This is a genomic window from Mesorhizobium sp. WSM4310 (assembly GCF_007003935.1).
Classification (GTDB): Bacteria; Pseudomonadota; Alphaproteobacteria; order Rhizobiales; family Rhizobiaceae; genus Mesorhizobium.
In genome coordinates this window covers 630,381-644,938 of record NZ_VFTA01000001.1, presented here as the reverse complement: position 1 = coordinate 644,938, position 14,558 = coordinate 630,381, and the positions used below count along the sequence as shown (strand labels likewise).

General features: G+C 64.1%; 14 protein-coding genes. 6 read left to right on the top strand and 8 right to left on the bottom strand.

Translation table 11 applies throughout. The features are described 5' to 3' along the window. Window positions 1-103: 103 nt before the first annotated feature. Window positions 104-967 (bottom strand): LysR substrate-binding domain-containing protein, encoded by an 864-nt coding sequence (locus FJV80_RS03030; RefSeq protein ID WP_142875505.1) that lies wholly within the window; start codon window positions 965-967, stop codon window positions 104-106. 114 nt (window positions 968-1,081) lie between these two features. Between FJV80_RS03030 and FJV80_RS03025 the strand changes: the two genes are divergently transcribed. The 4 genes from FJV80_RS03025 to FJV80_RS03010 all read left to right on the top strand — a co-directional run bounded on the left by FJV80_RS03025 (window position 1,082) and on the right by FJV80_RS03010 (window position 5,543). Then, window positions 1,082-1,489, top strand: a complete 408-nt coding sequence (locus FJV80_RS03025) for a 4-oxalocrotonate tautomerase family protein (protein ID WP_095786468.1) — start codon at window positions 1,082-1,084, stop codon at window positions 1,487-1,489. Between the two features lie 137 nt (window positions 1,490-1,626). Continuing rightward, window positions 1,627-3,849: an AMP-binding protein gene (locus tag FJV80_RS03020; RefSeq protein ID WP_142875504.1), complete on the top strand. Its 2,223-nt coding sequence runs from the start codon at window positions 1,627-1,629 to the stop codon at window positions 3,847-3,849. Window positions 3,850-4,037: 188 nt separating this feature from the next. Then, complete coding sequence (locus FJV80_RS03015) at window positions 4,038-4,865, top strand: NAD-dependent epimerase/dehydratase family protein (RefSeq protein ID WP_095770691.1); 828 nt, start codon at window positions 4,038-4,040, stop codon at window positions 4,863-4,865. A 75-nt stretch (window positions 4,866-4,940) separates the two neighbouring features. Then, window positions 4,941-5,543 (top strand): TetR/AcrR family transcriptional regulator, encoded by a 603-nt coding sequence (locus FJV80_RS03010; RefSeq protein ID WP_095794108.1) that lies wholly within the window; start codon window positions 4,941-4,943, stop codon window positions 5,541-5,543. Window positions 5,544-5,546: 3 nt separating this feature from the next. On the opposite strand, the gene FJV80_RS03005 is transcribed toward FJV80_RS03010, so the two are convergent. Next, window positions 5,547-6,365: a phosphatidylcholine/phosphatidylserine synthase gene (locus FJV80_RS03005; RefSeq protein WP_032929550.1), complete on the bottom strand. Its 819-nt coding sequence runs from the start codon at window positions 6,363-6,365 to the stop codon at window positions 5,547-5,549. Window positions 6,366-6,368: 3 nt separating this feature from the next. Beyond that, on the bottom strand, window positions 6,369-7,067 hold the full coding sequence (locus FJV80_RS03000) for a phosphatidylserine decarboxylase (RefSeq protein ID WP_095770693.1): 699 nt from the start codon (window positions 7,065-7,067) through the stop codon (window positions 6,369-6,371). A gap of 336 nt (window positions 7,068-7,403) precedes the next feature. On the opposite strand from FJV80_RS03000, the gene FJV80_RS02995 reads away from it, so the two are divergent. Then, window positions 7,404-8,267: an SMP-30/gluconolactonase/LRE family protein gene (locus FJV80_RS02995; RefSeq protein ID WP_095770694.1), complete on the top strand. Its 864-nt coding sequence runs from the start codon at window positions 7,404-7,406 to the stop codon at window positions 8,265-8,267. 22 nt (window positions 8,268-8,289) lie between these two features. On the opposite strand, the gene FJV80_RS02990 is transcribed toward FJV80_RS02995, so the two are convergent. The 4 genes from FJV80_RS02990 to FJV80_RS02975 form a co-directional block, all read right to left on the bottom strand. Beyond that, window positions 8,290-8,637 carry an antibiotic biosynthesis monooxygenase gene (locus tag FJV80_RS02990; protein ID WP_095770695.1) on the bottom strand — a complete coding sequence of 116 codons (348 nt, stop codon included), beginning with the start codon at window positions 8,635-8,637 and terminating at the stop codon, window positions 8,290-8,292. An 88-nt stretch (window positions 8,638-8,725) separates the two neighbouring features. Continuing rightward, window positions 8,726-10,609 carry an ABC transporter ATP-binding protein/permease gene (locus tag FJV80_RS02985; protein WP_142875503.1) on the bottom strand — a complete coding sequence of 628 codons (1,884 nt, stop codon included), beginning with the start codon at window positions 10,607-10,609 and terminating at the stop codon, window positions 8,726-8,728. A 25-nt stretch (window positions 10,610-10,634) separates the two neighbouring features. Further along, a complete protein-coding gene (locus tag FJV80_RS02980) occupies window positions 10,635-10,982 on the bottom strand; it encodes a metalloregulator ArsR/SmtB family transcription factor (protein ID WP_095770697.1) in 348 nt (115 codons plus the stop codon). Between the two features lie 164 nt (window positions 10,983-11,146). Further along, window positions 11,147-12,079: a LysR family transcriptional regulator gene (locus FJV80_RS02975; RefSeq protein ID WP_142875502.1), complete on the bottom strand. Its 933-nt coding sequence runs from the start codon at window positions 12,077-12,079 to the stop codon at window positions 11,147-11,149. A 93-nt stretch (window positions 12,080-12,172) separates the two neighbouring features. Here FJV80_RS02975 and FJV80_RS02970 point away from each other — a divergent pair, with 93 nt between their 5' ends. Further along, window positions 12,173-12,970, top strand: a complete 798-nt coding sequence (locus FJV80_RS02970; RefSeq protein ID WP_142875501.1) for an NAD(P)H-dependent oxidoreductase — start codon at window positions 12,173-12,175, stop codon at window positions 12,968-12,970. Between the two features lie 13 nt (window positions 12,971-12,983). On the opposite strand, the gene FJV80_RS02965 is transcribed toward FJV80_RS02970, so the two are convergent. Beyond that, window positions 12,984-14,486, bottom strand: coding sequence for a LysM peptidoglycan-binding domain-containing protein (locus tag FJV80_RS02965; RefSeq protein ID WP_142875500.1), 1,503 nt, complete (start codon window positions 14,484-14,486; stop codon window positions 12,984-12,986). Between the last annotated feature and the right edge of the window lie 72 nt (window positions 14,487-14,558).

The following is a 14,558-nucleotide window of genomic DNA, read 5'->3' as shown; positions in this document are numbered from 1 at the left end:
CCCCTCGGCCCGTCTTACTCCAAGCCGACCGCAAGGTCGGCTTTTTCTTTCTAAACAGGCCCGACCGCAGGTCGGCGTTTTCTTGCGATAGACTGGCGCCAAATCAGCCGGGCGGCTGGGACAGGGCCAGGTTGCCGCTGAGCAGCGCCGCCAGATCTCCCGCGGAAGCATCAGCATCGGCACGCAGCCGGATCGCGAATTCGGCCATCGGAACCGGCGGCAGGCCCAGCTCGCGCGGCGCTTCGACAATGCCGGAATGGGCAAAGCGCGGGGTTCGCAAGGTCAGCGCAACGCCGGCATTCACCGCGGTGCGCAGGCCGGCCAGGCTGGCGCTGCCGGCGGCGATGCGGTAGCGGCGGCCGGCCGCATCGAGCGCCGCCAGTGCGGCCTCGCGAAACCCGCAATGGGGATCGAGCAGCGCCAGCGGCAACTCTTCCTGCCGCCAGGCGAGCCCTTTCCCAGAACACAGCCACATCATCGGCTCACGCAGCACGCCGACCTCGTCCGGCGCGGCCGCCTGGCGCATGACAATCGCCAGATCGAGGCTGCCGGCCTGCAGCGCCTGCGTCAGTTCGGCGGAGCGGCCAACCCGCAATTCGATCCTGACGCGCGGATGGCTGGTGGCGAAGGCACGCAGCAGATCCGGCAGGCCGCTGTCGGCGAAATCCTGCGTCGTGCCGATGGCGACACGCCCGGCTGCCCGCGCCCCCTTCAGCGCCAGCCATGCCTCGCGGTGCGCGGCAAGAATGCGCCTGGCGTGGCCGACGAGATCCTCCCCGGCCGGCGTCAGGCCGCGGCCCCTGCCCTGCGGCGCCAGCAGCGGCTCGCCGACGATCTCCTCCAGCCGCTGCATCTGGGTGGTCACCGCCGAAGGCGAACGGCCAACGCTGATAGCCGCCCGCGCCAGCGAACCGCTGTCGACGAAAGCGAGAAAGGTTTTGAGCAGATCTGGATCGAACATTTCCATAATTCGATAATATCGAATCTTCTGTTGAAAACAATTCGATTTTTTTGACTCAATGATGGTGGCATGGTCTCTCCAACGGCAATCAGACGCCGCTGGAAACCAAGGAGACGAAAAATGCCTATCATCAATATCAGCGTCACCGGCAAGCCGGACGCCGCCTTGTCCGCCAGCATCGCCAGGGAAATAACCGAGATCACCGCCACGCAATTGCGCAAGGATCCCACGATCACCGCCGTTGCCATGTCCTATGTCGATCCGCAGCACTGGTTCGCCGGCGGCAAGTCGCTGGCCGAGCATGGCACCAACACGTTCTGGCTGGATATCAAGGTGGTCGACGGCACCAACACCAAGCTCGAGCTGGAAGCCTATCTCAAGGCCCTCTTCGATGCCTTCGGCCGCCTGTTGGGCAGTGTGCACGAGGAAAGCTATGCCTTCGTGCATGAAGTTCCGGCAGCCGCCTATGGCTATGGCGGCAAGACGCAGGAGTTCCGTTTCATCAGCGGGCGGTTGAAGGCAGCGTAAGGGTCGTTCTTTCTCCCTCCGGGGGAGAAGCAACACCGTCTCTTCCCACATTGACCTAGCGCCCACTTGCGCTACCCTCTGCGCCGAGGCGGCCGCGGAAGAGCCGCGATGACAAAAGTCGTTGGGAGAGAAGCGGCATGATCCTGACACTGGCGCTGCTTGCGGGTCTCGTTCTGGCCTGGCTGCTGATCGGCGTGGTGGAGAAATTCCGCCTCGACCTGCGTTTCAGCCAGGCGATGCTCTACGTGCCGTTCAAGCTCGCCTACCGGATCAACGACAGCCGCATCAGGATCGCGCGCAAGGCGCAGGCTCCCGTCATCTACGTCATCTCGCACCAGTCGCGCTTCGAACCAGCGCTGATGCTGTCGCTGCTGCCGGATGACACGCTGCACATTCTTGACGAGGTCTCGGCACGCTCGCCGTGGCTGGAACCCTGGCGTGAGCTTGGCCGAACGATCGCCTTCAATGCCGAACATCTTTTCGTCAGCCGCCGGCTGGTGCGTGTGCTGAAGGGCAAGGGCCGGCTCGCCGTCTATCTACCGGACGCAGTCGAGCCTGACGTCAAGACGTTTCGGCTGTTTCGCGCCGTCACCCGCATTGCCATGCAGGCTGACGCCCGCATCGTGCCGATCTTTGTCGCCGGTGCCCGCAGCCTGCCTGTTTCCCTGACGCCGGCGGCCAAGGCCCCGCGGCACTGGTTTCCGCGGCTCTCGATCAGCGTACTGGAGCCGATGACCATCGCCGAACTGGTGGCACGCAATCCGGACCAGGCCTCGAACACCAATTCGCTGTTCGACCGCGTCGCCGAGGCCCGGCTTTTCGGCAACCACCTCGACCGCGGCCTGTTCCTGGCCATGCGCGATGCGGCAGCCAGGGTCGGCGCCTCGCATCCGATCATCGAGGACGTCATCTCGGGCGCACTGAGCTACCGCAAGATGTTCATCGGTGCCCGCGTGCTGGGCAGGCGCTTCGAGGCGGTGACGGCGCCAGGCGAAGCGGTGGGGATAATGCTGCCCAACGCCAATGGCGTCGTGCTGTCATTCGTCGGACTTCTGTCAGCGGGCCGGGTGGCGGCGATGATCAACTACACGGCCGGGCCGGCGAGCGTCACCGCTGCCGTGCGCACGGCCGTCATCCGCACCGTCATCTCATCGCGGGCCTTCGTCGAGAAGGCCGATCTCGCCGATATCGTCGCCGCGGTCGAAAAGGGCGGTGCCAGGCTGCTGTGGCTGGAAGATGTTCGGACCAGCGTCACCGCGCTGGACAAGCTTGCCGCCGCCTTGCTGTGGCGTTTGCCGCTGCAGCGCCAGGATGCGGCCAAGCCGGGCGTGATCCTGTTCACCTCCGGCTCCGAGGGCACGCCGAAGGCGGTTGTCCTGTCGCAAAAGAACCTTCTCGCCAATGCCATGCAGGCCGAGGCGCGCATCACCATCTCGCCGGCCGACATCCTGCTCAACGTGCTGCCGGTGTTCCATTCCTTCGGCCTGACGGGCGGCACCATCCTGCCGCTGGTCACCGGGGTAAAGCTGTTCCTCTATCCCTCGCCGCTCCATTACAAGATCATCCCGGAGATCGCCCGCAAGGTGAAGCCAACGATCATGTTCGGCACCGACACCTTCCTCGCCAACTATGCGCGCACCGCCAAGGACGGCGACTTCTCCAGCCTGCGCTTCGTCGTTGCCGGCGCCGAGGCTGTGAAGCCGGAAACCCGCCGCGTCTACCGCGAGCGCTTCCAGGCCGAGATCATCGAAGGGTTTGGGCTGACCGAGGCCGCGCCGGTGGTTGCCGTCAACACCGCCCTCCATAGGCGCGACGGTACGGTCGGGCGGCTGCTGCCGGCCATGCGCATGAAGCTGGAGCCGGTCGAGGGCATATCGGATGCCGGCCAGTTGTGGCTCGACGGACCGAATCTGATGATGGGTTACATGACATCAGACCGCCCCGGAGAGTTGCAGCCGCTGAGCGGCTGGCACGACACCGGCGACATCGTCGCCGTCGACCGCGAAGGCTTCATCACCATTCGCGGCCGCGCCAAGCGCTTCGCCAAGATCGCCGGCGAGATGGTGTCGCTGGGCGCGGTCGAGATGCTGGTGCAGTCGCTGTGGCCGGAAGAACGCCATGCGGCGGTGGCGGTGCCCGACAAGAGACGCGGCGAACGCATCGTGCTGGTCACCACCGCCGACGATGCCAATCCTGAAGAGCTGCGCCAGTTCGGCAAGAAGGCCGGGGCCGCCGAACTGATGGTGCCGAACGACATCGTCAAGGTGGAGGAAATCCCGGTGCTCGGTTCCGGCAAGACCGATTATGTCTCGACCAGAAAGCTGGCGATCGACAGGCTGGGGCGGGGCATCGCGGCGTAACGCCGCCAGATCCAACCAATCGTTTCACCTCAGGCAAGCCGGGATGATCGGCGAGATCCGGCAGGATTCACGCTTCTTCCATGCCTCGACACCCCTGAAGATGGCCCCTCGCCAAAGAATCGCCAAAGTGGTGAGTGACCATTCACTCTCCATCGGAGCAAGATTTCCAACCTGGAGGAAAGCTGCACATGGCAAAAATCCTTGTCACGGGAGGGACCGGACATCTCGGTCGCGATCTTGTGCCGGCGCTGTCCCAGGCCGGTCACGTCGTCAGATTGCTCGCCAGGAAGCCGATGAATGATCCCTCCCTGCAATGGGCCTTGGGCGACTTGGCAACCGGCGAAGGCATCGATGACGCGCTTGGCGGCATCGACACCGTGATCCATGCCGCAACCCTTTCGCCCATCGCCAGGCGCGGCATGAGGCCGATTGACTTCTTCTTCAGCCCGACAAGCGTCGATGTCGAAGGCACGCGGCGCTTGCTTGCAGCATCGCGTCGCGCCGGTATCGGCCACTTCATCTTCGTGTCGATCGTCGGCCTCGAATTCAGCAGCCTGCCCTATGCCCGAGCAAAGTTGGCGGGCGAACAGCTTGTGCGGGAGTGCCCGCTTGCGTGGTCAGTCATTCGCGCAACGCCATTCTACTACCTCTTGGAGCAGATGCTGGGTGGGCTGAAATGGCTGCCTGTCTGGCCGTTGCCAAATTCGCTCTCAAATCCCGTCGATACGCGAGATGTAGCCCGCTATCTGGCGGAGGCGGTGAATGACGGGAAGCGCGGGGTACGCCCTGCGATCGGCGGCCCGGATCTGATGCCCTTCTCGAGTTTCGCACGGCAATACTGCGATGCGCTCGGGCTCAGGCGGCTCGTCCTGCCACTGCCGGTCAGCCGCAAGATGAGCTTCAAAATGGGTTTGGTCGAAACCAATGAGCGGCTTGGTCAAAGGAACTGGAGGGCGTGGCTTTGCGAACGACACAAGCACGTGGCAGTCGATTCGCATCGCCAGGCCGCCGGCTAGCGCCGTTTGTGATTGTGCGCGTGGTGTTATTGTCCTCTGAGAATCCCCTACCTAGTCATGGAGCTGGGATCCGCTATGAAACCGCCATCAACTGGACGGGAACGCATTCTGCGTGAAGCCATCCGACTGTTTGCCGAGCGAGGCTACGACCGGACGAGCGTTCCCGACATTCAGGAGGCGGCAGGCCTGTCGCGCGGCTCCGGCGCACTCTATAAGCACTTCCCTTCAAAAGAGGACCTGCTTGCCACCGCGATCGATCAGTTTGTCGATACGGCACGGGAAGGCCGTGCCGAACTTGGCGAGACAACGCTTTCCATCGACGAAAGTTCGCGGCGCCTTGTGGAGCGCATGCTTGAAAAGCTCGGCGCCAACCGCGACGTGCTTCGGATCTTGTGGCGCGACCTGGAGCATTTCCCCGCGCTGAAAGCCTCCGCACGTGGCGAGATCATGCAAAGCACTTATCTTGCCGTCGCGGAATGGCTGCGGGAGCGCCAGCGTCAGGGCGAATTGCGCCCGCACGACAGCGAGGCGATCGCCGCCGTGATCGTCGGCAGCGTCGCCATGTTCCGGGTCTTCGAAGCGATCTGGGGTGAACGTGCAATCGAGATCAGCGATGAACGCTTTGCCTCCGCCTGGGGCGATCTGTTGCTTGGCGGCTTGCGACCTAGACCAGTCTAGCGATCAGCCTATGTCCGAAGGCGGTACCTTCTCGCCTTCGAGCTTGGCGCGCTTGGAATAGGCGCGCACGGAAAACGGCAGGAAGATCAGATAGCCCGCGACCGATGCCGTCAGCGTGTACCAGGGATAGGTCATCAGCAAGAGGATGTAGAGCACCACGGCCAGAATGACCGGCAGCACCCTGTCGCCCGGGATCTTGATGCTCTTGCCGGAATAGACCGGCAGCCGGCTGACGAGAAGGAAGGCGACAAGGATGGTGAAGCCGGTGGCGACGAAGGCGGCTGGGCGGCTTGGCTCCAGCCCGAGCCTCAGGAAGAACAGATAGAGCGGCAGCATCACCAGCACCGCGCCCGCCGGCGCGGGTACGCCGACGAAATATTCCGACTGCCACAGGGGCCGCTCGGCCTTCTCGTCGTCGAGCACGTTGAAGCGGGCGAGCCTGAGCCCGCAGGCGATGGCGAACAGAAGGGCGGCTATCCAACCCGGCGAGCCGGCGCGATCGAGCAGGAAGGCATACAGCACCAGAGCCGGCGCGACACCGAAATTGACGATGTCGGCGAGCGAATCCATCTGCGCGCCGAATTTCGAAGTCGCCTTCAGCATGCGTGCGAGCCGGCCGTCGATGCCATCGAGAAAGGCAGCCAGCAGCACCATCACCACCGCTGTCTCGAAGCGGTCTTCGAAGGCAAAGCGGATGCCGGACAGGCCGGCGCAGATGGCAAGCACGGTGACCAGATTGGGCAGCACCATGCGCATCGGGATCTCGCGGATGCGCGGACCGCCGCTGGCATGGGCCTCGAACTTCTTGAACGGCGCGCCCAAGGCTCAGGAAATCCTGACGAGCGGGGTGCCGGCGACACCGCCGAATTCGGCGAGCACAGTTTCACCGCCGACCGCCGTCTGGCCAACGGCGACACGCGGCGTCGCGGCCAAAGGCAGGAAGACGTCGACGCGCGAACCGAAGCGGATCAGGCCGAAACGCTCGCCGGTGCCGATCGAGCCTCCGGCCTCGGCCCAGCAGACGATGCGGCGCGCCACCAGGCCGGCGATCTGGACGGCGGCCACCGTGCCGTTGGGGCTCTCGATGACCAGGCCGTTGCGCTCGTTCTCGGTGCTGGCCTTGTCGAGTTCGGCGTTGAGGAATTTTCCGGGCCGATGCTCGATCTTGGTTATGCGGCCGCGCACGGGCGCGCGGTTCACGTGGCAGGAAAAGACATTCATGAACACCGAGATGCGGGTCATCTCGACATTGCCGAGGCCAAGCTCGCGCGGCGGCACGGCCGGGCCGACCGCAGAAATGATGCCGTCGGCGGGGCTGACGACCAGGCGGTCGTCGACCGGCGTGACGCGCTCGGGATCGCGGAAGAAATAGACGCACCAGGCGGTCAGGATCAGGCCGATCCAGAACAGTATCGAGGAGAAATAGCCAAGGAAAAGTGTGCCCGCGCCAAAGGCCGCGATGAAGGGGTAGCCTTCACGATGGATCGGTACGAACGCGTTCTTGACCGTGTCGACAAGGCTCATGGGGTGGGGGCGGTCCCTGTTTCAGGTCCGGCCTCAATAGCCGAAACACCCCCTGCCCGCAACGCGACAATCGGCGACGCCACATTGGCTGCGGCTGGCGGGCGCGACGACGGGCTACAGCACGTGCGATATTGGCGGTGCGGTCAAGACCCGCGGGTCGATACCGACGACAACCGACAAGCCGCCGTCATGCGGTGCCAACGCCCTACCGGCAATGTTCCCTGAACGGAATAACAAGGCGGCTGTCGGAAAGAAGGCCCCTCGCCCGTCCTTGGGTGAGACAGCGTCCTTCCAAGGCCTTTTCAGCCATGATGACGCGCAACAAGGAGGTCCGTAATGCAGATACAATCGGCCGCACCGGCGCGTCTCGTCACCGCCGGCCTTGCCTTCGGCGAATCCCCACGCTGGCATGACGGACGCCTTTGGGTCTGCAACTGGGGTACCGGCGAGATCATCGCGATGGATGCGCACGGCAATCGCGAAATCATGCTCACCGTGCCGGCCGTCCTGCCCTATTCAATCGACTGGCTGCCGGATGGACGCCTGCTTGTCGTCTCAGGCCGCGAAGGCTTGCTGTTGCGGCAGGAGGCTGATGGCAGGCTCGTCACCCATGCCGATCTGCGCGGTCTGTCGAAAAGCCCGTGGAACGAGATCGTCGTCGACGGGCGCGGCAACATCTATGTCAATGGCGGCGGCCCCGCGCCGGCTGCCGGTGAGCATTTCGGCCCAGGCACCATCGTGCTAATCACGCCGGATGGCGCGCTCCGCCAAGTGGCTGACGACATCGCCTTCGCCAACGGCATGGCGGTGACCCCGGACAACAAGACCCTGATCCTTGCCGAATCCCATGGCAACCGGCTGACCGCCTTCGACATCGCCGCCGACGGCGGCCTGTCCAACCGGCGCGTCTGGGCCGACCTCGACGGTTATCCCGACGGTATCTGCCTCGATGCCGAAGGCGCGATCTGGTACGCGGATGTCCCCAACAAGCACTGCGTGCGGATGCGCGAGGGCGGCGAGGTGCTGCAGACCGTCACCGTCGATCGCGGCTGCTTCGCCTGCATGCTGGGCGGTGCGGACAGGAGGATGCTGTTCATCGTCGCTGCCGAGTGGCGCGGCTTCGAGCACATGGTCAGCGACGCACGCACCGGCCAGGTGCTCAGCGTGGAAGCGCCGGCACCCGGCGTCGGCTGGCCGTAAGCCTGGAGCAGTTCACGTTGCTCTATGCCTCGGGAATCCGCTGATAGTTGGCAATGTCGGCGCGCACCCCAAGCCGGGCGATCGTCTCCTGCGGATTGAAGGCGATGCGCTCGTGCGCGGCCTTGACGATCGGAACGACCTTGTCGACGGCGGCCTGGCTCTCCCATTCGACGATCGTCACCAGGTTGAATTCGCCCGGCCCTGAAAATTGTTCGAGCAGGAAATCCTGCACGAAACCCTGCTGCTGGCGCAGCAATTCGTGCGTCGTCCTGACCTTGACGAGGATCTCCTCGCGGGCGGCGGCCGGCACGACGAACTTGTCCACCCTGAACACGCTGCCGCCGTTAACGTTCTGATTTATGTCGTTCATTTCGATTGTTCCGTTCCTGGATGATGGTGTTTTCGGGGCTCCAGGAGCGGCGTACAATCTCAACTTAAGTTGAGGTCAAGCGGAAAAATCAATTTACCTCCGACGTCCGCCGGCGAACGATGACGCCGAACTCGTCGCCCTCGCGGGCAAGGCGCAGGCGCTCCTCGGCTTCGGTCGCCTCGCGCTGGCGGTCCCACATCGAGGCATAGAGGCCGTGCTTGCGCATCAGCTCGACATGGGTGCCGCGTTCGGCGATCTGGCCGTCCTTGAGCACGATGATCTCATCGGCGGAAATCACCGTCGACAGACGGTGGGCAATCACAATGGTGGTGCGGCCCTTGCTGACGAGATCGAGCGCGGCCTGGATCTCCTGCTCGGTGTGGCTGTCCAGCGCCGAAGTCGCTTCGTCGAGCATCAGGATCGGCGGCGCCTTCAGGATGGTGCGGGCAATCGCGACGCGCTGCTTTTCGCCGCCGGAAAGCTTCAGCCCGCGCTCGCCAACCATCGACTTGTAGCCGTCTGGCAGCTTTTCGATGAACGGCCCGATCTGGGCGAGTTCGGCGGCCTTGCGGACTTCCTCCTCGCTCGCGCCGACGCGGCCGTAGCGGATGTTGTAGGCGATGGTGTCGTTGAACAGCACCGTGTCCTGCGGCACCATGCCGAGCATCGCGCGCAGGCTGTCCTGGGTGACATCCCGGATGTCCTGGCCGTCGATCAGCACCTGGCCGGCCTGCACGTCATAGAAGCGGAACAGCAGCCGCGAGATGGTCGACTTGCCGGCGCCCGACGGCCCGACAATGGCGACCGTCTTGCCGGCCGGCACGTCGAAGGAAACACCCTTCAGGATCTTGCGATTGGGATCATAGGAGAAATGCACGTCGCGGAACTCGACCTTGCCCGCGCCGACGGTGAGCGGCTTGGCGTCCGGCTTGTCGACAATCTCCTGCGGCACGTCGAGCAGGTCGAACATGTGCTCAATATCGGTAAGGCCCTGGCGAATTTCACGGTAGATGAAGCCGATGAAGTTGAGCGGCACGGAAAGCTGCACCAGCATGGCGTTGATGAAGACGAAATCGCCGACGGTCTGCGTATGGGCCTGCACCTCCAGCGCCGACATGCACATGACGACGACCGTGCCGAGGCCGAAGATGACGCCCTGGCCAAAATTCAGCCAGCCGAGCGAAGTCCAGGTCTTGGTGGCGGCGACCTCGTAGCGCGCCATCGAACGGTCGAAGCGGTCGGCTTCCATGCGCTCATTGGTGAAGTATTTGACCGTCTCGAAATTGAGCAGCGAATCGATCGCCTTGGTGTTGGCGTCGGTGTCGCTGTCGTTCATGTCGCGACGGATCGAGATGCGCCAGTCGCTCGCCTTGACTGTGAACCAGACATAGAACCAGACGGTGATCGCCACCACGGCCACATATTTCCAGCCATAGGTAAAACCGAATATGCCGGCGGTCAGCGCGAATTCGAGGATGGTCGGCGCCGTGTTGAGCATGATGAAGCGCACGATCGTCTCGATACCCTTGGTGCCGCGCTCGATGATGCGCGACAGACCGCCGGTGCGGCGCTCCAGGTGGAAGCGCAGCGACAGCTGGTGCATGTGGACGAAGGTGCGGAACGCAAGCTGGCGCACGGCATGCTGGCCAACGCGGGCAAACAACGCGTCGCGCAACTGGTTGAAGCCGAGTTGAACCAGCCTCAGCACATTGTAGGCGACGACCAGCATCACCGGGGCGAGCATGAAAGACGGCAGCGGCGGCGGCGTCTTGAAGCCGCCAGCCAGCGCATCGGTTGCCCATTTGAAGAAATAGGGACCGGCCACCAGCGTTAGCTTGGCGACGACCAGCAGCAGCGTAGCCCAGGTGACACGCGCCCTGAGATCGGCGCGGTCGGCCGGCCACATATAGGGCCACAAATTGCGCAATGTCGTGAGCGTTGAGGTGTCGGCGGAGACGGTTTTTTCGACCACTTTTCTTGCCTTTTGGGTGAGAGGGTCAGCGGCCGGAGCAGCAGGAATTGACGAGGGCGTTCAGCGATGCCGATACATCGGCAAGGGCCACGCGATCAACGGCATAGCGCGAGCGCTGGCGGTCGGGCTCGAAGCGGACCAGACCGGCCTCGACCAGTATTTTCAGATGCTGCGACACGGTGGACTGCGCCAGATCGAAACGGTCGACGACCTCGCGACAGCAGCAGGAATTGCTGGCCGAGAGGTGCTTCAGTATCTCAATGCGCGCCGGATGCGACAACGCCGCAAATTGCGCCGCGACAGCGTGGCTATCCGAGCTGCGGTTGGGTGGAGCGCCGGCAGCGCGATCTGTTTCAAGGGCGGATTCGGTCATCGTTCATCGGCGATAGACGATGGACGGCACCGCCGCAAGCTACTCTTCCGGGCAGATCGAACGGCGGCAAAAGCGCAGAACCGGATTCATGTGACGCGCTTTAGGTCTTTGTTTCCATGCATGTCGTCCCCCCGAAAATCGAGGTCACTCTTGGGCAGCATGCATCAATGCTCTGAGATGGATTTCTCGATCCCTGGAATAGCGGCGATCTGTTCAGCCAGAAATTCGACCAGCAGGCGGACCCTTGCGACGCCTGCGCGCTCCGGGACAATCAACATGTTCAGCGGGACGGATGGCAGCGAATAATCCGCCAGTATCGTCTCGAGCAAGCCCGCCGCCAGGAGATCGTCCACAAGCCATCGATGCGCCGGCGCGATCCCGCGAGCAGCGATCATGGCCTGCCGCGCGGCAAGTCCATGATCGATCCGCAACCGCCCCGCGAAAGGCACCGTGTGGCGTTCGCCGCCGGCGCCCTGCAAAGCGAGCGTTTCGCTGCCCGCCACGTTCGACATCCGGATGCCCTCATGCCGGGACAGATCCGAAGGGACGACGGGCCGTCCCCGCGCCGCCAGATAATCCGGAGACGCCACGAGCAGACGCCGCGACTGGCCGAGGGCCCGCAGCTTCAACGAGCTGTCCGTGAGCGGCCCAAGCCGGACGGCGATATCGACACCCTCGCGGACGAGGTCCACCCGCTCATCCGTGAGGCTGAGGTCAATCCCGATGTCGGGATGACGGTCCTGAAAAGCGAAGATCAGGCGGCTGACGTGCAAGACACCGAAAGCTGCCGTGCAGCTTATCCGGATCGTGCCGGCGGGCGCGCGACGCGTGCCCCGGGCCTCATCGCTGGCCTGTTCGACGAGGCGCAGGATCTGAACGCTATTGGCATAATAGCGGCTGCCTTCAGCGGTCATCGTGACCCGCCGGGTCGTCCTGCTAAGCAAAGGCACGCCGACAGCTTCTTCCAGTTCCCGCACATGCCGCGTGATCGTTGACTGCCCGACACCAAATTCCCGCGCTACGGCCGACAGGCTGCCACGCTCGGCCACGCGAATGAAGGTACGCATGCGCTCGAATGTAATTTCTGACTTATCCATTATCCGGCACAATATTATGCATTACCTGCATAAAGTGGATTGAACGGCCATTGGCTACCTTGCCGTCAGTTTCCTCAATATTGGATCTGACCCATGAAAGTTCTGCTCGTCTTCGCTCACCCTGAATCACGCTCGCTGAGCGGCGCCCTTCGTGACGTCGCCATAAGGGAACTCGAGGCTCAGGGGCATGAGGTGCGCGTATCGGACCTGTACGCCGATGGCTGGAAATCCGAAGTCGATCGCGCCGACTTCCCGTCGCTTGAACCCGATGCGCGGCTCATCCCGGTCGCGGCTTCCAAGAAGAGTTTCGAGGCCAACACGCTAACCGCGGATGTGCAGGCCGAGATCGAGAAGCTGCTGTGGGCCGACACCTTGATCCTGCAGTTCCCGCTTTGGTGGTTCGCCATGCCGGCAATCCTCAAGGGCTGGGTCGACCGTGTGTTCGCCTACGGATTCGCCTATGGCGTTGGTGAGCATAGTGATCGGCGCTGGGGCGATCGCTATGGCGAGGGCACCCTTGTCGGGAAACGCGCTATGTTGATCGTGACCGCCGGGGGCTGGGAGGAACACTACACGCCACGCGGGATCAACGGCCCCATCGACGACCTGCTGTTCCCGATCAATCACGGGATCCTCTATTACCCCGGATACGACGTGCTTCCGCCGTTCGTGGTCTACAAGGTCGATCGTCTCGACGAGACCGGCTTCCAACCCGTGGCTGAACAGCTGCGTGAGAGGATGCGGACGCTGCCGACGACGACACCCATCCCATACCGTCGGCAAAATGGCGGAGATTATCTCATTCCGAGCATGAATCTCCGCCCTGAGCTGGGCGATCCCGGGGCAAACGGTTTCGCCCTTCACTCCAACCAAGCAGGCGATGCCAGTTGATCGATGTAGGCTTCTACTGCGCCTTGGTCGGCGCCGTCGTCGCCTGCTCGCCCATTGCCTTGAGGTCGGCGGCTTCGCCTTCCTTGGACTTTTCCGGGACCTTGAACACCTGGCCGGGCCAGATGTGGTTGGGATCCCTGATCTGGTCCTGGTTGGCGAGGTAGATGGTGGAATAGCGCACGCCGTGGCCGTAGACGCGTCGCGAAATCCGCCACAGCGTGTCGTTGCGGCGGATAATCACGGCGCCGTCGGCATGTTCGAGCTTGGGCGCCACGGCCTCCGGCACGTCGCTTGGCGGCGTGGTGGCAGCGACAACGGCCGGAGCCTCCGCAGCCGGCGCTGCCGGTGCGGCAGGAGCCGGAGCGGCGGGTGCTTCGGCGGCTGCCGATGCGGCAGGCTTGGTCTCAGCTGGCTTGGCATCCGCCGGCTTGGTCCCGGCAGGCGCCACGGCGGCAACCGCTTCGCCCGGCTCGCGCTCGAACGGCACCGCGGCGCGGGCCACGACCTTCACGCCGTCGGCATCGAGGCCGTCGACATGGATGGTGTAGCTGCCGACCGGAATGTCGCGCGTCGCTTCGACAAGGAAATGACCGTCCGGCGATGTCAGCGCGTCACCGAGCAGGATGTCGTTGGCGTAGGCGCGCACCTTGCGGCCTGGGTCGGCGAGGCCGGCGACGAAGATCTTGTTGCCGTCGATCTCGACCGCCTCGACGACGATCTTGGGTTCGGCCACGGCGGCTGGCGGTGTTGCCGGCGCGGCACCGGCGACGGTCGGGGCCGGTGCGGCGGGCGCCGGAGGAGCAGTTGCGGGCGCTTGAGCGGCTGGCGCCGGAGCAGCAGCCTGGTCGCCGGTGGCAGGTGCTGCCGGTTTGGTCCCTGGTGCCGGGACCGTCAGCAGTTCGGCCGGCTTGCCTGGCTCTTCGACCATGGCCAGCACCTGGCCGGCGGCTTCCTTGGGAACCGAAACGACAGCGGTCTGCACAGAGACGGTCACGACGGTGCCGACGGTCGAATGCAAGGCAATCGTATAGTCACCAGGCTTCAGCGGGTCATCGAGCACGATGACAAAGGCGCCATCGGGACCTGCCACGGTAGAGCCAAGCACCGTCGTGCCGCTCAGGATCTCGACCTTTGAATTGGGCGCTGCGTTGCCGGCAATGACGATCGAGCCATTGCCCTCGACGCGCACGACATCGAAAGTCGGCGAGATCGGGCCGGCTGCCACGGGTGCGGCCGGTGCAGGCGCTGCCGGAGCCGTAGCCTCTGTCGCGGGTGCGGCTGGAGCAGTCGCCTGTGGTGCTGCGGCGGGAGCAGCCGGCACCGCCGGCGCCGGCAGTCGCCCTTCCGTGCCGGGATCAGCCGGTTTCGGCGCCTCGGGCGGCGCCAAGGCCGCGACCTTCGCCGGCGGCGTTGGATGAAGATACGGGTCGAGTGCGCCCGATACATAGGCGGTTCCCGCGGCCGCGACGGTCCCACCCGCCGCGAACAGGAATGCCTTCAGTGGATTAATTGCCATATTTCCCTACCCCTTAGCCACCTAATGCCGGTCTAGCGTGTTTTGCCAATGCCGACAAGAAAAACGGGCCGT